Raw genomic sequence first — 21,907 nt, forward strand, 5'->3', positions numbered from 1 at the left:
GACATTCCGGATCGCGTCATTGGAGAGGAGAAATGCGCATGGCGAGCTTCCGTCCGAAATACATCACCTTCGACTGCTACGGCACGCTGACCAACTTCCAGATGGCCGAGGCGGCGCGCGACCTTTACAGCGAGCAGCTGGACGAGCCGCGCATGCAGGAGTTCATCAGGAATTTCGCCGCCTATCGCCTCGACGAGGTCCTCGGCGCCTGGAAGCCCTATGCAGAGGTGGTGCACAATTCGCTGGAGCGCACTTGCAAGCGTAACGGCATCAAGTTCCGCGAAGAAGCCGCCCGCATGGTCTATGAGCGGGTGCCGACCTGGGGCCCACATGCGGACGTGCCGGCCGGCCTTGCCAAGGTCGCCAAGGAGATCCCGCTGGTGATTCTCTCGAATGCGATGAATTCGCAGATCATGTCGAATGTCGAAAAGCTCGGCGCGCCGTTCCATGCGGTCTATACGGCCGAACAGGCGCAGGCCTATAAGCCGCGCCTCCAGGCGTTCGAATACCTGTTCGACATGCTCGGCTGCGGCCCGGAAGACGTCGTGCACTGCTCGTCTTCCTTCCGCTACGACCACATGTCGGCCCACGACATCGGCATCAAGAACAAGGTCTGGGTCAACCGCGGCCACGAACCGGCCAATCCCTATTACGGCTATGTCGAGATCGCGGATATCTCCGGCCTGCCCGGTGTCTTCGGGCTCTGATGGAGATGGCCATGCAGCTCAAGTCCTACTGGCACGATACGGCCCGGCCTTTCGAAGAGGGCAGCCGCGCACCGGTCGAGGGCCACTACGACGTCGCCGTCATCGGCGGCGGCTTCACGGGGCTCGGGGCTGCACGCCAGCTTACAATGGCCGGCGCGAAAGTGATTGTGCTGGAGGCGGGGGCGGTCGGATCGGGCGCCTCCGGCCGCAATGGCGGCCATCTCAACAACGGCATCGCCCACAGCTTCGTCACCGCCAAGGCCGAACTCGGGCCCGAGCGCGCGGCGGCGCTCTACCGCGCCTATGACGCGTCCGTCGACACGATCGAACGGATTGTGGCGGAGGAGGGGATCGACTGCAGCTTCCGGCGGGCCGGCAAGCTGAAGCTTGCCTCGAAGCTGGCGCATTTCGAGGCGATCGCGCGGAACTTTGAGGTGGTGAACCGCGAGGTCGACCCGGACACGGCACTTCTGACGAAAGGCGACCTGAAGGCAGAGGTCGGCTCGGACTGCTTCCATGGGGCGATGCTGTCGAAGAGGAGCGCCATGATGCATATGGGCCGCTTCGTCGTCGGGCTTGCCGATGCGGCCGTCCGCCACGGGGCCACCGTCGTCGAGAATGTGCCGGTGACGGCGAGGCACCAGTTGGGCGGCAAGCAGGAACTGGCGACGCCGCGCGGCCGCGTGAAGGCCGATACCGTGCTGCTGGCGACCGGCGCCTATACGACCGGTGCCTTCGGCTATTTCCGCCGCCGCATCGTGCCGGTCGGCAGCTTCATCATCGCGACGAGGCCGCTCACCGAGACCGAGATTGCCGCGACGATGCCCGGCAACCGCACCTGTGTCACCTCCCTCAATATCGGCAACTATTTCCGGCTGTCGCCCGACAACCGGCTGATCTTCGGCGGCCGGGCGCGGTTCTCGGCAACATCGGATCAGCGCTCCGACGAAAAGAGCGGCGCCATCCTGCGTGCGAGCCTCGCCGAGATCTTCCCGCATCTTGCCAAGGTCGAAATCGACTACTGCTGGGGCGGTCTTGTCGACATGACCAAGGACCGCTTTCCACGGGCGGGCTTCACCGATGGGCTCTGGTACGCCATGGGCTATTCCGGCCACGGGGCGCAGATGTCGACCCATATGGGCATGCTGATCGCCGACGCGATCCTCGGCAAGGCAGACCGAAACCCGGTCAAGGATTTAAGCTGGCCAGCCGTGCCTGGACATTTCGGCAAGCCGTGGTTCCTGCCTCTGGTCGGCATGTACTACAAGATGCTGGACAGGGTGCAGTAGCCGGTGGGAGGCCAACAACGGGGGGGTGCGGCGAGCCAGGCCCACAGATCGACGTCGCTCACCTCTTGCAAGCGGTCCTTGCCTACTCGCGGATCCCCGCCTTGGCGGGGACCCATGACCTCCGGCTGGCGGATGAACCTCAGATAAAAAGATCCGAATTCAGGCTACCTCTGGTTGTCGCGAGGATGTTGGCGAGCGCATCTTGCGCGCCATCGGCGACGTCCGCCGGCGCCTGGAAGTCGGCCGAGTGGTCCGCGAACCGAGACGGGAGAGCATCGCGGTGAGCGAAATTGGCAACCATCTCCTCGAACAAGTCGGCGATTTCGTCGGAGCCGCCGCCAGTCTCAAGGGACGGTTGAAAATGCAACTGGTCACCGTTGAGCGCGAGAGCGAAATGATCGCCATTCTTGGCCACCGGGGCGCTTGCCTCATCGCTGGCGGAACCGGTTAAGCGGTCGTTCTGCACCACGTCCCAATCACCGCTGTCTTTGAGGAAATCCGCAAGCCAGGCGTTCGAAGTGGGCATTCCGTCGCCATCCGATTCATCGGATGGAACCGGAGCCTGGACCTGCGTCGAACCCGAAGCCGAATTTTCCGCTGCGGCATTCGCACTCAGCGTTCCTGACGTCATGATCGGATCAATAAGGTCCTTCTTCACGTTTTTCGTGCCGATGGCGGCCGTCTGGGTCGACGTGGCAATGTTGGCGCCCGAGAACGTGACGGTATAGGTGCCGGGCTTCAGTGCGAGGTCATAGCCGCCGGCGGCGGTCGTCGTCGTTTTGAAAAGCTGGCCCGCTGAATTCTTGGCGGTCACCGTAACGCCGCCGAGGCCCTCGCCGGGATCGTAGAAGCGATCGCCATCGCGATCGTCGAAAGCCACACCCGTCAGGAAGAGTTCGGAACCGGTCTTTGCGAAATCCTCCGTCACGAATGCGCTGCTGCGGCCGCCATAGTCGCCGACCTCGACGCCGAGGCCGACCTCGCGGAAATTCGGATTGAGAAGGTTGGCGCGGTGACCGGACGAGTTCATCAAGTTGGTGTGCAGGAGCTTGACTTCATCCTGATATCCGGTGGGGGCTCGGGTCGTTGCCCAGGCGATATTCTCACCGGTGGACCAGGACCCCTGCAAGACATAGCCCGCCGCTTGCATGCGCTGTGTCGAACTGGATCCCCCAGAACCGGTATGCGAGAAAACGTCGGCAGCGAGCATCCACCGGCTGTGCCCTTGGGCGGCTTCGCTGAGATCGTTGTCGAAGGCCAGCGGCTGTACGCCCGCTTTCGCCCTCTCGGCATTGATCAACTCTAGCAGGTATTGTTCATTCGCGCTGTGCTGCGGCATTCAGAAAGTCTCCCTGACAGTCGTTCCTTGTTGGTTGAGTGCATTGCCCATCGCCCCATAGGAACGAACTGTGTCCAAGGTGCGGAATAAGATTGTCCAACTTGAGGATTCGCACATATATCTTCGCCGCTGCCTTGGCGCGGTGTCGCGAATGGCAAAATCCCGCACTCGGTTACTGTGGAGCTATTGTCGCGGAGAGGAGCTATTATCGCGGGGACATGAGCCGAGGCTAAGGCGCAGGACGGATGAAGGTCCTCAGCGTTCGGAGGAATTGTTTCGCCCGCTGTTCACGCGGTCGACGCAATGATCGCCTGGCGGGGCCGCTTCGCGCTCGAAGCGGCTCCCGCCGGAGGGATACGGTTTGTGAGTATCCGAAGTTACGCCAGCCCGCCGATGTGGAAGCTCTTCATTTCAAGATATTCCTCGATGCCGCATTGGGCGCCCTCGCGGCCGAGGCCGGATTGCTTGACGCCGCCGAAGGGCGCGACCTCGGTGGAGATGGCGCCGGTGTTGAGACCGATCATGCCGAATTCCAGCGCTTCGCCGACGCGCCAGGAGCGCTTCAGGCTTTCCGTGTAGAAGTAGGCGGCGAGCCCGAACGGCGTGCCGTTGGCAATAGCGATCGCTTCTTCTTCGGTCTCGAAGCGGAAGAGCGGCGCGACCGGACCGAAGGTCTCTTCGCCGGCAAGCAGCATCTCGGTGGTGGCGCCGGTCAGCACCAGCGGGGCAGTGTATTGCTTGCCCTCCGGCACCGATCTGCTACGCGCCGCGACCTTCGCGCCCTTGGCCAAAGCATCCTCGACATGGCGTTCGATCTTCTCGATCGCCGCCGCGTTGATCATCGGGCCGATGGCGACGCCCGGCTCGGTTCCGGGGCCGACCTTCATGGCGTCGACGCGGGCGGCGAGCTTCTCGGCGAAGGCGTCATATACGCCGGCCTGCACCAGGATGCGGTTGGCGCAGACGCAGGTCTGGCCGCCATTGCGGAACTTCGAGGCGATCGCGCCTTCGACGGCGAGATCGAGATCGGCGTCGTCGAAGACGATGAAGGGGGCGTTGCCGCCGAGCTCGAGCGAGAGCCGCTTGACGCCGTCGGCGGCGCCGCGCATCAACAGCGAACCGACACGGGTCGATCCGGTGAAGGAGATCTTGCGCACCGTCTCGTTGCCCATGAACTCGTTGCCGATCTTCGTCGGCATGCCGGTGACGATGTTGATGACGCCGGCCGGGATGCCGGCGCGCTCGGCCAGCACGCCCAGCGCGAGCGCCGAGAACGGTGTGAATTCCGAGGGCTTGATGACAACGGTGCAGCCGGCAGCGAGCGCCGGGGCGACCTTACGGGTGATCATCGCGTTCGGGAAATTCCAGGGCGTGACGATGGCGCAGACGCCGACCGCTTCCTTCAAGACGACGATGCGGCGATCCGCCGTCGGCGACGGGATCGTATGGCCGCCGATGCGGCGGGCTTCCTCGGCGAACCATTTGACAAAGGCGGCGCCGTAGCGGATCTCGCCGCGCGCTTCGTCGAGCGGCTTGCCCTGCTCCATCGTCAGCAGCAGCGCCAGATCCTCGAGATTTTCGATCATCAGCGCATGCCAGCGTTCGAGCAGCGCCGCCCGTTCGGCATGCGTCTTCTTCTTCCACGGTCCAAAGGCGGCAGCGGCAGCCTCGATCGCAGCCCGGGTCTCGTCCGTCCCCATGTCCGGAACCGTGCCGAGGACGTCCTGAGCCGCGGGGTCGATGACCTCGACGACTTCGCCCGAAGCCGCGGCGGTCCAGGCGCCGTGGATCAGGCCCGCTTGGCGGAAAAGGTCCGTGTCGTTCAACTTCAGCATATCGTTCCCCTGTAATCAGTCGAGCGCGGCAACAACCGCGGCTGTGATGGTTTCCGTTCTGTCCTTGCCGGGCACCGTGCCGATGCCGGCGGAGGTAGTCGCCGCGATCGCCGCCATGATCGCTTCCGCCCCGGCCGTCTCGCCGAGATGATCGAGCATCATCGCCGCCGACCAGATCGCCGCGATGGGATTGGCGATGCCGAGATGAGCGATGTCCGGTGCCGATCCGTGCACCGGCTCGAACATCGAGGGGGCGCTGCGATCGGGGTTGATGTTAGCGGAGGCCGCGAAGCCCAGGCCGCCCTGGATGGCGGCGCCAAGGTCGGTGAGGATGTCGCCGAAGAGATTGGAGGCGACGACGACGTCGAGGCTTTCCGGCGCCATGACCATGCGGGCAGCCATCGCGTCGATGTGGTAGCTGGCGACGGTCACGTCCGGATATTCCTTGGCAAGACGTTCGGTGATCTCGTCCCAGAAGACCATCGAATATTTCTGCGCATTCGACTTCGTCACCGAGGCGAGCTTGCCGCGGCGGGCGCGGGCCTGTTCGAAGCCGAAGCGGAGAATGCGTTCGACACCGGTTCGGGTGAAGATCGACGTCTCGACCGCGACCTCGTCCGCCGTCCCCTGATGCACACGTCCGCCGGCGCCGGAATATTCACCCTCGGTGTTCTCGCGGATGCAGAGGATGTCGAAATTGCGGGCCTTCAAGGGACCTTCGACACCGGGGAGCAGCCGATGCGGACGGATATTGGCATATTGCACGAAGGCCTTGCGGATCGGCAGCAGCAGGCCGTGCAGCGACACGGAGTCCGGAACCTCGGCCGGCCAGCCGACCGCGCCGAGCAGGATGGCGTCGAAGCCGCGCAGCGTCTCGATGCCGTCGGCCGGCATCATCGCCCCAGTCTCCTTGTAGTAGGTACAGGACCAGGGAAAGGTCGTGGCCTTCAGCTCGAAGCCCGACCGGGAGGAGACCTTCTCCAGCACCTTCCAGGCGGCGGTCGCCACCTCCTTGCCGATGCCGTCTCCGGGGATCAGCGCGATCGAATAGCTCTTCATCTTGGTCCCTCAGAGATTGATCAGCACGCTCTTGCTGCGGCGGTTGGCGATATAGGCTTCACGGCCGAGATCCTTGCCGATGCCGGAGCTCTTGTAGCCGCCGGTCGGCAGGATGTGGTCGCGCGAGCGGCCGTAGCGGTTGACCCAGACGGTTCCCGCCTCGAGCCGGCGCGTCACGCGGACGGCGCGCGACAGGTCGCGGGTGAAAACGCCGGCGGCGAGCCCGTAGGTGGGATGGTCGGCGAGCGCCAGGGCCTCTTCTTCCTCGTCGAAGGTCTGAAGTGTCAGCACCGGCCCGAAGATCTCCTCGGTGACGGCGGGAGAGGATTGGTCGACGCCGGCGATCAGCGTCGGCGCGTAGAAATAGCCCTCCCGCTCAAGCTGCTGGCCGCCGAGCAGGCATTCGCCGCCGGTCGCCGCGGCTCTCCGCACGATCGCATCGATCCGGCCGATCTGGCGCTCGGAGATGATCGGCGAATATTGGCTCGCCGCGTCCCAGGTCGGTCCGGGCTGGATCGCCGACATGTGGCCGACGATCGCTGCGGTCAGTCGCTCGGCAATTCTCCTGTCGGCGATCAGCCGCGAGCCGGCAACGCAAGCCTGCCCGGCATTGGCGAGGATGTTGCGGGCGATCGCCTGCGCGGCGCGTTCGAGATCCGCATCGGCGAAGACGAGCTGCGGGCTTTTTCCGCCGAGCTCGAGCGTCATCGGCTTGATGCCGGTGCGCGCGATGTTTTCCATGATCGCCGCTCCGGCGGCCGTCGAGCCGGTGAAGCTCACCTTGGCAATGCCCGGATGTCCGGTCATCGCATTGCCGGTGGTTGGTCCATCGCCGAGCACGACATTGACAAGGCCGGCCGGAAGACCGGCGCGCACCGCAAGTTCGGCGAGGTAGAGCGTCGAAAAGGGCGTCATCTCGGACGGCTTCAAGACGACCGCATTGCCGGCGGCGACCGCCGGCCCAAGTTTCCAGCCGGCCATGGAGACCGGAAAATTCCAGGGCGTGATTGCCCCGACGACGCCATAGGGCTCGGTCATGATCATGCCGAGATTGTCGTCGTCGGTCGGAACCAAGTCGCCGCCTTCCTTGTCGGCGAATTCGGCGAAGAAGCGGATCTGTTCGGCGGTGACGGCAATATCGCCGTCGATGAGGTGACCGACGGGACGGGTGGAGGCGACCGCCTCGAGGCGGGCAAGCGTCGCCGCTTCCGCCTCGATGAGGTCGGCCCACCGCGAAAGAGCGCGGGTCCTTTCGCGCGGACGCAGGCCCGACCAGCCGCTTTCCTTCAGCGCACGCCTTGCGCTCGCGACCGCCTGATCGACCAGGTCTTCGCCGGCGACGGGGCACTCGGCATAGGCCACCCCGTCGGAAGGACGATGCATGGCGAGCCCGCCCGCCGCGGGCACATAGCGGCCGCCAATGAAATGGCCCTTGGGGAGTTCGAGCGTATCGGGGTTGAAACTGAGGGTCATCGCTGCTCCTTGCCTTCCGGGCAAGATTAGCGGCGCTTTACCGGCAGTTTCAGTCGACTGCGCCGATGGCGATGATCGAATACGCTGTTTAATGGGAGCGGTTCAGCGCAATCTTCCGCCGTTCGGTCGCGAGGTAAGCGAGGAATGGCTTTGCGAACGCGAGGTGCATCGCGGTGCGCGGCTGAAAAAGGCGGGCGGCGGGCGCGTCGAAATCGTCAAAAGCCGAGCCGTCGAGAGCGCCATGCCCGAGCCCCTATGACAAGCGGAGTCACGCGACCGAGGGCGCGGTCTGCACCGCTACATGCCGATTTCTTCCGGCGGGGAATTAAAAAAGATCAGGTGTTAGGTCGACAGCGGTCGTTTCGCCCTTTCAGCGAGCGGCTTGTCGGCGGACACCCTGCGTGGTGAGCATCCAGATGTGAGCGGGTTAGGGGCTGGCGGGCGCCCTTTGTTAGCTCGGCGGCAAGTCCTCGCCGCGATCAGTGGCAGGGTGAAGACGTTGCGAAGATGCGAAGACGGCGAGGGCGCAGAAAAGAGCGCGGTCGAAGCCGAGGGTTCCAGGAGGAGTCCTCGGCGAGATACTGCTGGATCAGGGGAGGTCGAACCGGGAGCGGTTGGTGCCGTCCCGCTCGACCTCGTAGACCGGCCGGTCCCGAAGCTCACCATCAGCCGACGGTCAAATAGATTTTCCGGACGGTCTCGATCGTCCGCCAGACGCCCTTGAAGCCGGGCTTCATAATGAAGCTGTCACCGGCGCGATAGGTGACCGGGGTGCCGCCCTCTTCGGTGAGTTCGACGACGCCATCGAGGATGTGGCAGAACTCGAATGTCTCACCCTTGATCGAGCGGGTCTCGCCCGGGGTCGCTTCCCAGACGCCGGTAATGATCATGCCGTCGCGGGCGACGTCCTGAGCCCAGGTGTTGAAGGACGGGCTGCCGGAAATCAGCCGTTCGGGGGTCGGCGTCGACCGCTTCGGCTCGAACTGCGGATTGGTGTCGATTTTCTTCAGCAGAGACATGGCTTACCTTTCGGGGTTCCTATGGGATCAATAGCCGCGGTCACGGTCGATGAGGCCGACGACGTCGAGGCCGGCTTCGTGGCGCCGGATATTGGCGATGACGGTTTTCGCGGCGGTTTCCGGCTGGGTGACGCTGGCGATGTGCGGGGTGATGATCACCTTCGGGTGGCGCCAGAGCGGGTGGTCCGCCGGCAGCGGTTCCGGATCGGTGACGTCGAGGACGGCGCCGGAGAGCTGCCCGCTGTCGAGTGCCGCAACAAGCGCGCCGGTATCGAGTTGCGGCCCACGCCCGGCATGCACGAGACCGGCGCCGCTCGGCAATTTCGCGAAAAGCGAGGCATCGAAGATGCCGCGTGTCTCGGCGGTGAGCGGCAAAAGGCAGATCAGAATGTCCTGGGTGGCCAGAAAGTCGGAAAGCCCCTCATCGCCATTGTAGCAGGTGACGCCCGGGATTTCGTGCGGCGAGCGGCTCCAGCCGCACAGCCGAAAGCCGAAGGGACGGAGCCGGTCCAGCACCGCCTGGCCGAGATTGCCGAGGCCCATGACGCCGACCCGCCGCTCCGTCGCCTGGCGGACCGGGCGCCCGCGCCACGCGCCGACGCTCTGCTGGCCAAGATAACCGGGAAGATCGCGATGCAGCGCGAGGACTGCAAGCGTCACATATTCCTGCATCATCCGGGTGATACCGTCCTCGATCATCCGGACGAGCTTGACCGTTTTCGGCAGGCGGTCGAGCGCGAACTGGTCGACGCCGGCGCCGATAGAGAAAAGGACCTCGAGATTGACGTATCGCTCAAGGTCCGATGGTGCGGTCCATGTCAGCAGATAGCGGACCGCGGCAGGATCGACGCTGCCGGCGTCCGTGATGAAAGGGAGCGAGGGAAGCTCGCGGGCGAGTTCAGCCGCAAAAATCTTCGCCCGTTCGGCGTCCGAATTGAACAGAAAGGCCATTGCCGTCCTCGCTTCTTTCCACGCATGCTTGCTGCATTGCCCCGGCAGAATGCTCCGAAGCAGGCCGAATCAACGGCATTTGGCACCGAGTTAGTGGGTGATCGCGACTTGCCGGTCGTCCGGATTCAGGCACGCAGCCTTTGCCCCAGCGCCTCGATCATGGTTCTGCAGGCCGCAAGCTCGCCGCTCTCGATATACTCGTTCGCCTTGTGGGCACGCGCGATGTCGCCCGGACCACAGATGATCGCGTCAATTCCGGCCGCTTGATAAAGCCCGGCCTCCGTTCCGTAGCTGACGGCGGGAAGCGGTTCCTGCCCGGTCAGGTCGCGCAACAGGACGGCCAGCGGCGCATTTTCCTTGAGCGACAGCGCCGGATAGGCACTCAACGTCTCCCAGCGCGTTTTAAAGCCGCGTTCTGTCAGGCTTTCGAGTTTGGTCTCGATGTCCGAAAGAAGCGAGGAGGGATCGACGCCCGCCACGGCACGGGCCTCAAGCTCGATCGTGCAGCGCTCGGGAATAATGTTCACCGCCTGACCGCCGGCAATGGTGCCGACCTGGAGCGACGAATAGGGCGGCTCGAAATTGCCGTCGAAAGGACCTTTCGTCAGGGCGTCAGCGGAACAGACTGCCTCGGCAACGATCTCCGCCATGGCGTGGATGGCGTTGAGACCGAGGTCCGGCCGCGAGGAATGGCCGGCCCGGCCAACGATTTCGATGCGCGCGGCGGCCTTGCCCTTGTGGGCGCGGATCGCACGCAGGCCGCTCGGCTCGCCGACGATACAGCCCTGGGGCTTTGCGCAGAGATCCGGCAGGCGCGAAATCAGGTGCGGGACGCCGCGGCAGCCGGCTTCCTCGTCGTAGGAGAAGGCGAGGTGGAGCGGCCGGGAGAGCGGCAAGGAGGCGAGGGTCGGCAGGGCCGCGAGAGCGCAGGCGAGAAAGCCCTTCATGTCGCTGGTTCCGCGCCCATAGAGCCGTTCACCCTCACGCCTGAGGCTGAACGGATCGCTGCTCCATGGCGGTTCGGCAGCCGGCACCACGTCCATGTGGCCCGATAGGATGATGCCCCGCTGGTCGGCCGGGCCGATGCTGGCGAAGAGGTTCGAGCGATCGCCTTCCGGACCGGGCAGCACGCTGACTTGGGCGCCCAGCCCGGTCAGGTAGGTGCGGATCCAGTCGACGATGTCGTGGTTCGCCGTTCCGACCACAGATGGAAAGGCTATGAGGCGGGCGAGGATCTCTTCTGTCTTCATTTTTCTCTCACAGCATGCCGAGCTTGCCGAGGTCGGTTCCGCCGATCATCCGCTCGTGTCGGCAGGGTGCCGGATCGACGCAGGGCCTGTCGCAGCGGAACAGATCCGTGTCTTGTCCTGTCAGGATAGGTCGACGCGGGGCAACTGCTTGCCGAATGTCCCGAGCCTTCAGTGGAAAGTGCCGTATTGCAAGAATCTGAAGTGTTTTATGTTGCGGACAAGCGGCACCCAAGAAACGGGTTGAATTCGCAGCCTGGCCGCACGATTTTCATGGAAACTGGAATCGCGCGGGAGGCTGCGGCTATGGGCCGGACAGCACACCGATACCTGATCTTCGACACGGCGGCCGGGTTCTGCGGCATCGCCTGGAGCGCGCGCGGTATCACACGCTTTCAACTGCCGACCAAAAGTGCGGAGGCGACTGAGCGGCTTCTGCTCAGGCGTCTGCCCGAGGCGAAACCACAAGAGCCGCCGTCGGAGGTCGTGGAGGCCGTTGCCGAGGTGAAACGCTATTTCGAAGGCAAGGAGACGGATTTCTCCGGGCTCGCGCTCGACCTTGGTGAACAGGACGCCTTGTTCAAGCAAATCTATGCAGCGACGCGAAAGATCCCCTGGGGGCGCACGACGACCTATGGCGCGCTGGCCAAGGAGCTCGGGGCCGGCCCGGAAGCGGCGCGAGACGTCGGCCAGGCGATGGCGAAAAATCCCGTCGCACTGATCATACCGTGCCATCGTGTCCTGGCGGCCGGCGGCAAGGTTGGCGGGTTTTCGGCACCGGGCGGCGCCTCGGCGAAGCTGCGCATGCTCGAATTGGAAGGCGTTCATATCGGTCCGCCGGAGCCGGCACAGCAATCCCTGGGATTTTGAACAATGGCAGCGATGGAATCCCGGCCGAAGGAGGGAGCAATGCAGACTTTACCTGAGGCGCGGTGGGGTTCCGCTCGCCAGAGCGATAGGGTGTCGTCCGTCGAGCGGCGGAAGATTCTCGACTGGCTGGTGATGGAGACGCGCGAAGAACGCTTCATCGACAACATCTTCGTGGAACTGTGCCAGAGATTGTCGGAAGCCGGTGTGCCGGTTGCCCGTGCGACGCTGCATTTCAGGATACACCACCCGCAATGGATCGGCGCGCGCATCCTGTGGCGGAAGGGATTGTCGGAGGCGGAGATCGACACCTATGAATATGGCGTCGAAGACAGCACGCAATATCTGAACAGCCCGTTGCACGCGTTCAACGAAGGGGCCGAGGAGGTGCGCCGGCACCTGGACGACCCGACGGCCGAGGGTCCGAACTACCCGCTCTACGAGGAGCTCAGGGCCGAGGGCCTCACCGACTATATGATCTGGCCGCTTTACCATACGCTCGGCAAGCGGCACGCGATCACCTTTGCCAGCGACCGACCGGGCGGCTTCGACGCTGACGATATTGCCTTCCTTGGAGACATTCTGCCGGCGCTGGCGCTCGTCAGCGAAATCCGGCTGAAGAACCGTATGGCGCGCACGCTCCTCGAAACCTATGTCGGCCCGCATGCCAGCGAACAGATTATGGCAGGGGCGACGACGCGCGGCAGCGGTGTGACGGTCGGCGCGGCAATCCTGATCTGCGACCTGCGCGACTTCACGAGATTGTCGGATCTCTGGCCGCGTGATGACGTCATCGAGCTCCTGAACGACTATTTCGACGCCATGTCCGAACCGATCGAGCGGCATGGCGGAGAGATATTGAAATTCATGGGCGACGGACTGCTGGCGATCTTTCCTCTCACCGACCCTTGCGCCTGCGGCCAGCTTCTCGCCGCCATCGACGAAGCGCAGGCGGCGCTTTCCCGGCTCAATGAGGCGAACCTCAAAAAGGGCCATGATCCGCTCGGCTACGGCATCGGCGTCCATGTCGGCGACGTGATGTACGGCAATATCGGTTCGCGCAAGCGCCTCGATTTCACCGTCATCGGACCGGCCGTCAACATCGCCTCCCGGCTCGAGAGCCTGACCAAGGAGCTCAAGCGCCCCGTTCTGTTTTCAAGAGCCTTTGTCGATAGGGCAGGATGCGCCGGAGAGCTTGAAAGTCTCGGCTCCTATGCCCTGAGAGGACTGGACGAACCGGTCGATGTGTTTGCCCTCTTGGGTACCAAGTAGGTCGGAACCCATCCTGGAAATGACTCGCGTTCCCCGCGGCTTGAGCGTTAACTGAATGCTCTCACGCAGGAGGTGAGCCATGACCATGTATCTCACGCGCTTCAGCTATACGCCCGAAACATGGGCGCGCATGATTCAGAATCCCGAGGATCGACGCGAGGCGGCTCGAACGTATATCGAGGCCGTGGGCGGTAAGCTCCACGGCTTCTGGTACGCGTTTGGCGAGCATGACGGTTGGACGCTTTGGGAGGCGCCCGACAGCGTCTCGATGGCCGCTGTCGCGATCGCGATCGGCGCGGGAGGGGCGCTGAGCTCCATCGAGACCACCGTACTCCTCAGCGTCGAGGATACCATTGACGCCTTGGCAAAGGCAAAGCAGGTACGGTACCGCCCTCCGGCAACGTAGGCGCCGCACTGTCTATACTTTGCGCGAAGCGGATGCACTTCCTCGAAGCTGTCGGTCAACTCGGATCGTGTAGCACCACACGATTCCGTCCGGCTTGCTTGGCAAGGTAGAGTGCCGCATCGGCCTGGTTCTGAAGCTGTTCCGGTGAGACGACCTTCTCATCCGGCGGCTGGGTCGCCACTCCGATGCTGAGAGTGACGTAGGGCGAAATGCGGGATGCCGGGTTCGGAAGAGAGGCGGCCTCGACGCTCCCGCGAATCCGTTCGGCCAGAAAGATCGCCTCGGCCTCGTCGACGCCCGGAAGCACGATCAGGAACTCCTCGCCGCCGTAACGGGCCACGTGATCGCGATCGCTTTTCACGCTGCTCTGAATGATACCCGCAACCTTCACGAGGCAGCGATCGCCCTCCGCATGGCCGAGGTGATCGTTGAGCTTCTTGAACTCGTCGATATCGCACATCAGCATGGCGCAGCCGCGGCTGTCCAGACCGGCGCTCCAGAGCCGGTTCAGCGTTTCCATCATCCAGCGCCGGTTGGCGATTCCGGTCAGCGGATCGGTTCTCGCGAGACGCTCCAGCCGGGCATTCGCGTCGGCAAGTTCGGCGACGCGGCTGCGGTCTCTGAGCTCGAGAAGGAAACCCTTCTGCGCCAGGATCGTCATCGTGCGCCGCGCAACGACGGTGGCGACGATGCCGCTCGCAAAAAACAATGTCGCAGCCACGGCGCTTCCCGTCTCCAGGCCGGGGTTCAGCAGTTGGAAAACCAGGTAGAGACCAAGCGCCATGGCGGCAACGGTGACCGTCCAAGCCAACGGAATGCTGAAGATGATGATCGCGGTAATGGTCACGAACAGCATGATGGTCAGGTGGCGCTCGTAGAACTCGCCACCCGCGCCGACGCCCACCAGTGCTACCGACAGGAGGATGAAAAACAGGCCTGCGATGATTGACACCCCCTGGAGCCAGGTCGCTTGCGGCTTTCGCCAGACGAAGGCGGTGGCGAGAGCTGCGGGCGGCAGGATGCAGGCGGGCAAGAGCATCGGCAGGACGATCGCCTTCGGAAGCAGGATGGCGTTGAGGCCCAAGGTAAGGACATCCAACAGCGCCACCCATACCATCCAGGCACGAATGACCTTGGCGGTTCGCCGCCAGGACCGCTCCTGGAACAGGCGGCGAAGCTCGCCCTTGAGGCGGATGTCACGCGTGCGCCCGGCAAGAAGGCGCGCAACTTCGGCCATGATAGCGGGATCTTGCGCCTGAAGCTGCATCTGTGTGGATGGGTTAACCCCACTCGCTGAGACTGCGCTCTCCTCAATGTCCATGCCCACCCATGTAGTGGAGCATCGGCCGCAGGCAAGTAAAGACAAAGCGGGCTATTTGAATATGTTCCGTCGCTTCGCGGTGACCCGGCCGCCGACGCAAATGATACGTTCCCTTACAGCGCCGCGCGTCTAATCAGACGCGCAAAGGCCGCTGTAGACTTTGAATTGCTGCATGTCTTTGCCCTTAAATCGAGATCGATTTAAGGAGACATGCAGTCGTCGAACAGGTCTGCGTCAATGGGAGAGACGCATGGTTGCATCCGTGCCGCAGGAGGCGGTCGGGCGTGTTCTGATCGCGGAACGCAATCCGCTCGTCATTGCTGCCCTCCGTGGATTGTTTTCCGAGAATGCCCGCTTTTTTATCGCCGACACCGCGAGCACATCGGCTGAGCTTTATGAGAAGCTTGCCATCGCCGAAGTGGATTGCGTGCTGCTTTCCTGGCAGCTCGACGATGCCGAGGCACCCGACGTGCTCGCCGATCTCGGCCGGCTCGGACTCGATCCGAGGATCGTTCTATTCGCCGATACCCGTGATCCCGCCGTCGTCAACGAGACGATCAGGCTGGGTGTGAACGGGCTTTGTTATCAGTTCGAGGATCCTGAAATCCTGTTCGCGACGCTCACCGCGGTGATGAAGGGCCGGATCTGCATTCCCTATACGGTGCTCTCGAAAATCTCGAACACGCCCTTCCAGCAGCTCACCTCGCGCGAGAGCGAACTGCTCGGCATGCTCGCCAATGGCTGGACCAATATTCAGATCGCCGCCCGAACCGGCATTTCCGAAAATACCGTGAAATACCACCTGAAGAATCTTTACGACAAGCTCGAGGTGCGCAATCGCGCCATGGCCGTGGCACTCTACACCAAGGAGCGCCGGCGCAATCCGGATTGACTACCTGCGGGTAGTCTTCTCCTACCCATCTCCTCCAAGTGACCACCCGTCAGGGCCGCGCTCGCGCTGCCCGTCCGGCATTCTTTTCTGCCTGAGCGAGTGTTGTGCGGGCATGCCCCGAAAAGGCAGCTTTGGCGCCGAGAAAACGCCGTCCGCGGACGCAGCCATTGGAGGAACGATGTCAGGCTACAATCATCTCTTCATTCCGGGCCCCACCAACATACCCGAACGGGTTCGCCAGGCGATGAACCTGCCGATGGAGGACATGCGGTCTCCACGCTATCCGGAGCTGACGCTGCCGCTCTTCGCCGATATCAAGGAGGTGTTCAAGAACAAGACCGGGCGCGTTTTCATCTATCCGTCGTCCGGCACTGGCGCCTGGGAAGCGGCGATGACCAATGTGCTCTCCCCCGGCGACAGGGTGCTGATGAGCCGCTTCGGCCAGTTCTCGCATCTGTGGGTCGACATGGCCGAGCGCCTCGGTTTCGAGGTCGATTGCCTCGACAGGGAATGGGGCACCGGCGTGCCGGTCGAGCTCTATGCCGAACGGCTCGCCGCCGACAAGGCGCATGAGATCAAGGCCGTCTTCGTAACGCATAACGAAACCGCGACCGGGGTGACCTCGGATGTCGCCGCCGTGCGCGCCGCGCTCGACGCCTGCGGTCATCCGGCACTGCTCTTCGTCGATGGCGTCTCGTCGATCGGATCGATCGACTTCCGCCAGGACGAGTGGGGCGTCGACTGTGCCGTGTCCGGTTCGCAGAAGGGCTTCATGATGCCCGCCGGCCTCGGCTTCCTGTCGGTCAGCCAGAAGGCGCTTGAGGCCGCCAGGACCGCCCGCCACATGCGCTGCTACTTCTCCTTCGAGGACATGATCAAGACCAACGACACCGGCTATTTCCCCTATACGCCGCCGACACAGCTGCTGCGCGGCCTCAGAGCTGCGCTGGACCTGATCTTCGAAGAAGGCCTGGAGACTATCTTCGCCCGCCACCATCACCTCGCCAATGGCGTGCGCGCCGCGGTCTCCGCCTGGGGGCTCAAGCTCTGCGCGACCGAACCGAAGTGGCACTCCGACACCGTCTCGGCGATCCGTCTGCCGGAAGGCATCGATGGGGTCGAGGTCATCCGCCACGCCTACCAAACCTATAACACCTCGCTCGGCAGCGGGCTCAGCAAGGTGGCCGGCAAAGTTTTCCGCATCGGCCATCTCGGCTCGCTGAACGAGGTCATGGTTCTGGGCGCACTTTCCGCCGCCGAACTGACGCTGCTCGATTGCGGCGTGAAGATCGAACCGGGCGCGGGCGTGGGTGCGGCGATCAGCCAATTCCGCTCCGCCGCCGTGTCGTCCGCCAAGGCAGCCTGAAAGGACAGGAATCATGAGCCACACGATAAACCATCTCCGTCGGCTGCGGCTGCAGCGCAGCGAACTCGCCGTACCGGGCTCGAACCCCGAAATGATCGGGAAGGCCGCAAATTCCGACGCCGACTACATCTTCCTCGACATCGAGGATGCCGTCGCCCCGCCGGACAAGGAGCGGGCCCGCGCCAATATCGTCGCAGCGCTGAACGAGATCGACTGGCGCGGCCGTGGCAAGACCATCTCGGTGCGCATCAACGGGCTGGACACGCACTACATGTACCGCGACGTCGTCGACCTCATGGAGCAGGCCGGCGACAGGATCGACACGCTGCTGGTGCCGAAGGTCGGCGTGCCCGCCGACCTCTACATGGTCGAGGCGATGGTCAACCAGATCGAGATCGCCAAGGGCTACAAGACCCGTGTCGGTCTCGAGGCCCTGATCGAGACGGCTCTCGGCATGGCCAATGTCGAGGCCATCGCCTCCTTTGGCGGCCGGCTGGAAGCCCTACATTTCGGCGTTGCCGACTATGCCGCCAGCCTCAAGGCCCGCACGGTCAATATCGGCGGTCTCAATCCCGACTATCCGGGAGACCAGTGGCACTTCGGCCTGTCGCGGATGACCGTTGCTTGCCGCGCCTATGGCCTGCGCGCCATCGACGGTCCCTTCGGCGATTTCTCCGATCCGGAAGGCTACAAGGCCGCGGCCCGCCGTGCCGCTGCGCTTGGCATCGAGGGCAAGTGGGCCATCCATCCAAGCCAGATCGCGCTTGCCAACGAGATCTTTTCCCCGCCCGAGAAGGAGGTCGAGCGCGCCCGCCGCATTATCGATGCGCTGAAGGTCGCCGAGAGCGAGGGCAAAGGTGCAGCCTCGCTCGACGGAAAGATGATCGATGCCGCTTCCGAGCGCATGGCGCGCAACGTGCTCGCCACCCATGAAGCCATCACGGCCCGCCGCTGAGAGGAGGAAGCCATGGATATCCACGAATACCAGGCCAAGGAACTTCTCTCCCGCTATCATATCCACATTCCTCGCGGCGGGCTGGCCTACAGTCCCGAACAGGCTGCCTATCGCGCAAGCGAGATCGGCGGCGACCGCTGGGTCGTCAAGGCGCAAATCCATTCCGGGGCGCGCGGCAAGGCCGGCGGTATCAAGCTCTGCTCGTCCGACCACGAGATCGTCGCGGCTGCCGATGCCATGCTCGGTGCCAAGCTGGTGACGCACCAGACCGGGGCGCAGGGCAAGCTGGTCAGCCGCCTCTACGTCGAGGAGGCGATGGATATCGAGCGCGAGATCTATCTCGGCTTCGTCCTCGACCGCAAATCCGAGCGCATCATGATCGTCGCCTCGTCCTCGGGCGGCATGGAGATCGAGGAGATCGCCGAGGCGGAGCCCGATTCCATCATCCGCGCCACCGTCGATCCGGGCGTCGGCATGCAGGATTTCCAGGCCCGCGAGATTGCCTTCGGGCTCGGCATCGACAATGCCCTGATCGGCCGCGCCACGCAGACGCTCATGGGCTGCTATCGCGCCTTCGTCGACTATGACGCCGCGATGCTTGAGATCAATCCGCTGGTCGTGACCCGCCGCGGTGATCTCGTGGCGCTGGACGCCAAGATGAGCTTCGACGAGAACGCGCTGTTCCGCCGGCCGCATATCGCCGAGATGCGCGACAAGAGCCAGGAAGATCCGCGCGAGACCTACGCGTCCGACCGCGGCCTCTCCTATGTCGGGCTCGACGGCAATATCGGCTGCATCATCAACGGTGCCGGCCTGGCCATGGCGACCATGGACATGATCAAGATTGCTGGCGGCGAGCCCGCGAATTTTCTCGACATCGGAGGCGGGGCCTCGCCCGACCGCGTTGCGAAATCCTTCCGCGCCGTGCTGCACGACAAGAACGTTGAAACGATCCTCGTCAACATCTTCGCCGGCATCAACCGCTGCGACTGGGTGGCGGAGGGCGTGATCAAGGCGCTGAAGGAAGTCGGCGTGCCGGTGCCGCTCGTGGTCCGCCTGTCCGGCACCAACATGGAAGAGGGCCGGCGCATCCTCGCCGAATCCGGCGAAAACATCATTGTCGCGGAAACGCTGGCCGAAGCTGCCGACAAGGCGGTCGCCGCGTGGCGATCGTTCACTGCCGGCAAGGCTGCCTGAGGAGGCCAAGACATGTCCATTCTGCTCGACAAGAACACCCGCGTCATCGTCCAGGGCTTTACCGGCAAGATCGGCAGCTTCCATGCCGAGGACATGAAGCGCTACGGCACCAACGTGGTCGGCGGCGTCACGCCCGGCAAGGGCGGCCAGACCCATCTCGGCATGCCGGTCTTCAACACGGTGAAAGGCGCCGTGCAGGAAACCGGTGCGGAGGCCTCGATCATCTTCGTGCCGCCCCCCTTTGCGGCCGATTCGATCATGGAGGCGGCGGATGCGGGCATCCGGCTCTGCGTCTGCATCACCGACGGCATTCCCTCCCAGGACATGATCAGGGTCAAGCGATACATGAGGCGCTATCGCTTCGAGGATCGCATGACCCTGATCGGGCCGAACTGCGCGGGCATGATCACGCCGGGCAAGGCGATGATGGGCATCATGCCCGGCTCCATCTATCTGCCCGGCCGCATTGGCATTGTCGGCCGCTCGGGGACGCTCGGCTACGAGGCGGCGAGCCAGATGAAGGCTCTCGGCATCGGCGTGTCGACCTCGGTCGGCATCGGCGGGGATCCGGTCAACGGCTCGTCCTTCAAGGACATGCTGGAGCTGTTCGAACAGGATCCGGAAACGGACGCGGTGCTGATGATCGGCGAGATCGGCGGCCCGCAAGAGGCGGAAGCCGCGCTCTGGGCGCGTGACCATATGAAGAAGCCGCTGATTGCCTATATCGCAGGGCTTTCGGCGCCGAAGGGCCGCCGCATGGGTCACGCCGGCGCGATCATCTCCGCCTTTGGAGAATCGGCGCAGGAAAAGGTCGAGATCCTGAAGGGCGCGGGTGTGACCATCGTGCCGACCCCGTCCTCCTTCGGCGAGAGTGTCGCCGAAGTGTTGTCGGCGATGAACAAGGCAGCCTGAGTGGCAAGGCCGCCCGTGGAGCACGGGCGTGCTCGCCCAACACGGCAACAAAAGCAACATGATCCGCCCCGGCAGATCGCGCGAGTGGGAACAGGCTGCCTGGGAGAAGGCGGGCAGCCCGGTTAACTAGGAGGAGCAACCAAATGCAAGGATCAAAACCTCAGGTCGATCCGGCCGTCTTCTGGCCGGCGATCACCATCATACTGGGATTTGTCGGTTGGGGGGCCGTGTTCCCCGACAGCCTGTCCTCGGTCTCGAAGGTGGTCCTCAACGCGGTCATCGACGATTTCGGGTGGGGCTTCGTCGTCTCGTCGGCAGGCTTCCTGGTTTTCGCACTTTTTCTTGCCGCGAGCCGCCTGGGCAAGATCCGGCTCGGACAGGACGACGAGCGGCCGGAATTCCGCACCGCATCCTGGATCTGCATGATGTTCAGCGTCGGCATGGGCATCGGCCTCATGTTCTGGGGCGTTGCAGAACCGATCTTCCATTTTTCAACCCCGCCTCATGGGCAGGCGGAGCCGAAGAGCCTCGAGGCGGCTCTTCTCGCCATGAAGTACTCCTATTTCCACTGGGCGCTTCACCCCTGGGCAATTTATGCCGTGGTCGGCCTGACGATTGCCTATTTCACCTTCCGCAAGGGCAAGTCGAACCTGATTTCATCCGCCTTCACGCCGCTCCTCGGCGAGGCTGCAAGCGGGCCGATCGGCAAGGCGATCGACGTGCTGGCGATCATCGCGACGCTATTCGGCACGGCGACCTCGCTTGGCCTCGGTGCCCAGCAGATCAACAGCGGCATGGACTTCCTGTGGGGGACCGGGACCTCCAACACAATCGCGCTGTCGATCATCGGCGTCATGTCGGTGCTGTTCATCCTCTCGGCGGTGTCGGGCGTGGGCAAAGGCATCCAGTTCCTCTCCAACATGAACATGATCATCGCGATGCTGTTGTTGTTGTTCCTGGTCTGCATCGGTCCGACGATCTTCATCTTCAACACCTTCACGGAATCGCTCGGCTTTTATCTCAGCGACCTCGTAACAATGTCGTTCCGCACCGCGGCCTTCAGCGACGGCAAGTGGCTCGGCAGCTGGACGATCTTCTATTGGGCCTGGTGGGTTTCCTGGGCGCCCTTCGTCGGCGTGTTTATCGCCCGCATCTCGCGTGGCCGCACGATCCGCGAATTCGTGATCGGCGTTCTCTTGATCCCGAGCGGCGTCACCTTCGTCTGGTTCACTATCATGGGTGGAACCGCGCTGCACTCGGAGCTTTTCGGCGCCGGCGGCATCGTCGACGCGGTCAACAACCAGGGTGCGGCAGTCTCGCTCTTTGCCTTGCTGGCGCAGTATCCCTTCGCCTGGCTGACGTCCCTGATCGCCATTTTCCTGGTTGCGATCTTCTTCATCTCCGGTGCCGATGCAGGCGCGGTGGTGATGGGGATGCTCTCGTCCAACGGCACACTCGAGCCGCCCCCCGGTGTCGTCGTGCTATGGGGCGTGCTGGCGGGCGCCTCGGCCTCGGTCCTGCTCATGATGGGCGGATTGCAGGGGTTGCAGACGGCCTCGATCATCGCAGCGGCCCCGTTCCTGGTCGTCATGGTCGGGCTCTGCATCTCGCTTTGGCACTCGCTCCTCGACGAACTGGAGGAGGGGCGGTCGCCACGGACGGTGCCGACTGCCGCCGCTGCCGCTGGTGAAGCGGCCGGACTGGCACCTGAAGCCGCACAATAACGATGCTGATATCTAAGAGCGGCCGATCTTCGGATCGGCCGCTCTTAAGAAAAGCATGCGTTCGAACGTGTCGAGC

19 protein-coding genes are annotated in these 21,907 nt (G+C 63.7%); 11 read left to right on the plus strand and 8 right to left on the minus strand.

What is annotated here, in order from left to right; genetic code table 11:
• Positions 1-38 precede the first annotated feature (38 nt).
• Together ATC00_RS15005 and ATC00_RS15010 are read left to right on the plus strand one after the other, a co-directional pair.
• Positions 39-707 (plus strand): haloacid dehalogenase type II, encoded by a 669-nt coding sequence (locus ATC00_RS15005; protein ID WP_064253469.1) that lies wholly within the window; start codon positions 39-41, stop codon positions 705-707.
• Between the two features lie 11 nt (positions 708-718).
• A complete protein-coding gene (locus ATC00_RS15010; protein ID WP_064253470.1) occupies positions 719-1,996 on the plus strand; it encodes an NAD(P)/FAD-dependent oxidoreductase in 1,278 nt (425 codons plus the stop codon).
• A gap of 139 nt (positions 1,997-2,135) precedes the next feature.
• Here the strand turns inward: ATC00_RS15010 and ATC00_RS15015 are convergent, their stop codons facing one another.
• The 7 genes from ATC00_RS15015 to argE form a co-directional block, all read right to left on the minus strand.
• A complete protein-coding gene (locus ATC00_RS15015) occupies positions 2,136-3,335 on the minus strand; it encodes a CAP domain-containing protein (RefSeq protein WP_064253396.1) in 1,200 nt (399 codons plus the stop codon).
• 377 nt (positions 3,336-3,712) lie between these two features.
• Complete coding sequence (locus ATC00_RS15020; RefSeq protein ID WP_064253397.1) at positions 3,713-5,170, minus strand: NAD-dependent succinate-semialdehyde dehydrogenase; 1,458 nt, start codon at positions 5,168-5,170, stop codon at positions 3,713-3,715.
• 15 nt (positions 5,171-5,185) lie between these two features.
• Positions 5,186-6,229, minus strand: coding sequence for a tartrate dehydrogenase (locus tag ATC00_RS15025; RefSeq protein WP_064253398.1), 1,044 nt, complete (start codon positions 6,227-6,229; stop codon positions 5,186-5,188).
• A 9-nt stretch (positions 6,230-6,238) separates the two neighbouring features.
• Positions 6,239-7,702, minus strand: a complete 1,464-nt coding sequence (locus tag ATC00_RS15030; protein WP_064253399.1) for an aldehyde dehydrogenase family protein — start codon at positions 7,700-7,702, stop codon at positions 6,239-6,241.
• 665 nt (positions 7,703-8,367) lie between these two features.
• The gene (locus ATC00_RS15035) at positions 8,368-8,721 is read right to left on the minus strand and encodes a cupin domain-containing protein (protein WP_064253400.1); all 354 of its coding nucleotides are present in this window, start codon (positions 8,719-8,721) and stop codon (positions 8,368-8,370) included.
• 27 nt (positions 8,722-8,748) lie between these two features.
• Positions 8,749-9,672 (minus strand): 2-hydroxyacid dehydrogenase, encoded by a 924-nt coding sequence (locus ATC00_RS15040; protein WP_064253401.1) that lies wholly within the window; start codon positions 9,670-9,672, stop codon positions 8,749-8,751.
• Between the two features lie 125 nt (positions 9,673-9,797).
• Positions 9,798-10,922, minus strand: a complete 1,125-nt coding sequence (gene argE / locus ATC00_RS15045) for an acetylornithine deacetylase (RefSeq protein ID WP_064253402.1) — start codon at positions 10,920-10,922, stop codon at positions 9,798-9,800.
• A 303-nt stretch (positions 10,923-11,225) separates the two neighbouring features.
• On the opposite strand from argE, the gene ATC00_RS15050 reads away from it, so the two are divergent.
• The 3 genes from ATC00_RS15050 (at position 11,226) to ATC00_RS15060 (ending at position 13,464) form a co-directional block, all read left to right on the plus strand.
• A complete protein-coding gene (locus tag ATC00_RS15050) occupies positions 11,226-11,789 on the plus strand; it encodes a methylated-DNA--[protein]-cysteine S-methyltransferase (protein WP_064253403.1) in 564 nt (187 codons plus the stop codon).
• 132 nt (positions 11,790-11,921) lie between these two features.
• Positions 11,922-13,058: an adenylate/guanylate cyclase domain-containing protein gene (locus ATC00_RS15055; RefSeq protein WP_234782316.1), complete on the plus strand. Its 1,137-nt coding sequence runs from the start codon at positions 11,922-11,924 to the stop codon at positions 13,056-13,058.
• Between the two features lie 79 nt (positions 13,059-13,137).
• Entirely contained in the window at positions 13,138-13,464 is a 327-nt protein-coding gene (locus ATC00_RS15060) for a GYD domain-containing protein (RefSeq protein WP_037384063.1), read from the plus strand.
• Positions 13,465-13,519: 55 nt separating this feature from the next.
• On the opposite strand, the gene ATC00_RS15065 is transcribed toward ATC00_RS15060, so the two are convergent.
• Complete coding sequence (locus ATC00_RS15065; protein ID WP_412458389.1) at positions 13,520-14,731, minus strand: GGDEF domain-containing protein; 1,212 nt, start codon at positions 14,729-14,731, stop codon at positions 13,520-13,522.
• Positions 14,732-15,035: 304 nt separating this feature from the next.
• Between ATC00_RS15065 and ATC00_RS15070 the strand changes: the two genes are divergently transcribed.
• The 6 genes from ATC00_RS15070 to ATC00_RS15095 all read left to right on the plus strand — a co-directional run bounded on the left by ATC00_RS15070 (position 15,036) and on the right by ATC00_RS15095 (position 21,831).
• Positions 15,036-15,677, plus strand: coding sequence for a response regulator transcription factor (locus ATC00_RS15070; RefSeq protein ID WP_037384068.1), 642 nt, complete (start codon positions 15,036-15,038; stop codon positions 15,675-15,677).
• Positions 15,678-15,855: 178 nt separating this feature from the next.
• Positions 15,856-17,043: an aminotransferase class V-fold PLP-dependent enzyme gene (locus tag ATC00_RS15075; protein WP_064253406.1), complete on the plus strand. Its 1,188-nt coding sequence runs from the start codon at positions 15,856-15,858 to the stop codon at positions 17,041-17,043.
• A gap of 13 nt (positions 17,044-17,056) precedes the next feature.
• Positions 17,057-17,998 carry an HpcH/HpaI aldolase/citrate lyase family protein gene (locus tag ATC00_RS15080; protein ID WP_064253407.1) on the plus strand — a complete coding sequence of 314 codons (942 nt, stop codon included), beginning with the start codon at positions 17,057-17,059 and terminating at the stop codon, positions 17,996-17,998.
• A 12-nt stretch (positions 17,999-18,010) separates the two neighbouring features.
• Positions 18,011-19,195 carry a malate--CoA ligase subunit beta gene (locus tag ATC00_RS15085; RefSeq protein ID WP_064253408.1) on the plus strand — a complete coding sequence of 395 codons (1,185 nt, stop codon included), beginning with the start codon at positions 18,011-18,013 and terminating at the stop codon, positions 19,193-19,195.
• Positions 19,196-19,207: 12 nt separating this feature from the next.
• A complete protein-coding gene (gene sucD, locus ATC00_RS15090; RefSeq protein WP_037384078.1) occupies positions 19,208-20,107 on the plus strand; it encodes a succinate--CoA ligase subunit alpha in 900 nt (299 codons plus the stop codon).
• Between the two features lie 143 nt (positions 20,108-20,250).
• Positions 20,251-21,831: a BCCT family transporter gene (locus tag ATC00_RS15095; protein ID WP_064253409.1), complete on the plus strand. Its 1,581-nt coding sequence runs from the start codon at positions 20,251-20,253 to the stop codon at positions 21,829-21,831.
• Positions 21,832-21,907 lie beyond the last annotated feature (76 nt).

Source organism: Sinorhizobium americanum, from assembly GCF_001651855.1.
Taxonomy (GTDB): domain Bacteria; phylum Pseudomonadota; class Alphaproteobacteria; order Rhizobiales; family Rhizobiaceae; genus Sinorhizobium; species Sinorhizobium americanum.

Bases quoted from the DNA above. Each gene is read 5' to 3' on its own strand.
- ATC00_RS15005 (WP_064253469.1), top strand. From the start codon at position 39: ATGGCGAGCTTCCGTCCGAAATACATCACCTTCGACTGCTACGGCACG.
- ATC00_RS15010 (WP_064253470.1), top strand. From the start codon at position 719: ATGCAGCTCAAGTCCTACTGGCACGATACGGCCCGGCCTTTCGAAGAG.
- ATC00_RS15015 (WP_064253396.1), bottom strand. From the start codon at position 3,335: ATGCCGCAGCACAGCGCGAATGAACAATACCTGCTAGAGTTGATCAAT.
- ATC00_RS15020 (WP_064253397.1), bottom strand. From the start codon at position 5,170: ATGCTGAAGTTGAACGACACGGACCTTTTCCGCCAAGCGGGCCTGATC.
- ATC00_RS15025 (WP_064253398.1), bottom strand. From the start codon at position 6,229: ATGAAGAGCTATTCGATCGCGCTGATCCCCGGAGACGGCATCGGCAAG.
- ATC00_RS15030 (WP_064253399.1), bottom strand. From the start codon at position 7,702: ATGACCCTCAGTTTCAACCCCGATACGCTCGAACTCCCCAAGGGCCAT.
- ATC00_RS15035 (WP_064253400.1), bottom strand. From the start codon at position 8,721: ATGTCTCTGCTGAAGAAAATCGACACCAATCCGCAGTTCGAGCCGAAG.
- ATC00_RS15040 (WP_064253401.1), bottom strand. From the start codon at position 9,672: ATGGCCTTTCTGTTCAATTCGGACGCCGAACGGGCGAAGATTTTTGCG.
- argE (WP_064253402.1), bottom strand. From the start codon at position 10,922: ATGAAGACAGAAGAGATCCTCGCCCGCCTCATAGCCTTTCCATCTGTG.
- ATC00_RS15050 (WP_064253403.1), top strand. From the start codon at position 11,226: ATGGGCCGGACAGCACACCGATACCTGATCTTCGACACGGCGGCCGGG.
- ATC00_RS15055 (WP_234782316.1), top strand. From the start codon at position 11,922: ATGGAGACGCGCGAAGAACGCTTCATCGACAACATCTTCGTGGAACTG.
- ATC00_RS15060 (WP_037384063.1), top strand. From the start codon at position 13,138: ATGACCATGTATCTCACGCGCTTCAGCTATACGCCCGAAACATGGGCG.
- ATC00_RS15065 (WP_412458389.1), bottom strand. From the start codon at position 14,731: ATGCAGCTTCAGGCGCAAGATCCCGCTATCATGGCCGAAGTTGCGCGC.
- ATC00_RS15070 (WP_037384068.1), top strand. From the start codon at position 15,036: ATGGTTGCATCCGTGCCGCAGGAGGCGGTCGGGCGTGTTCTGATCGCG.
- ATC00_RS15075 (WP_064253406.1), top strand. From the start codon at position 15,856: ATGTCAGGCTACAATCATCTCTTCATTCCGGGCCCCACCAACATACCC.
- ATC00_RS15080 (WP_064253407.1), top strand. From the start codon at position 17,057: ATGAGCCACACGATAAACCATCTCCGTCGGCTGCGGCTGCAGCGCAGC.
- ATC00_RS15085 (WP_064253408.1), top strand. From the start codon at position 18,011: ATGGATATCCACGAATACCAGGCCAAGGAACTTCTCTCCCGCTATCAT.
- sucD (WP_037384078.1), top strand. From the start codon at position 19,208: ATGTCCATTCTGCTCGACAAGAACACCCGCGTCATCGTCCAGGGCTTT.
- ATC00_RS15095 (WP_064253409.1), top strand. From the start codon at position 20,251: ATGCAAGGATCAAAACCTCAGGTCGATCCGGCCGTCTTCTGGCCGGCG.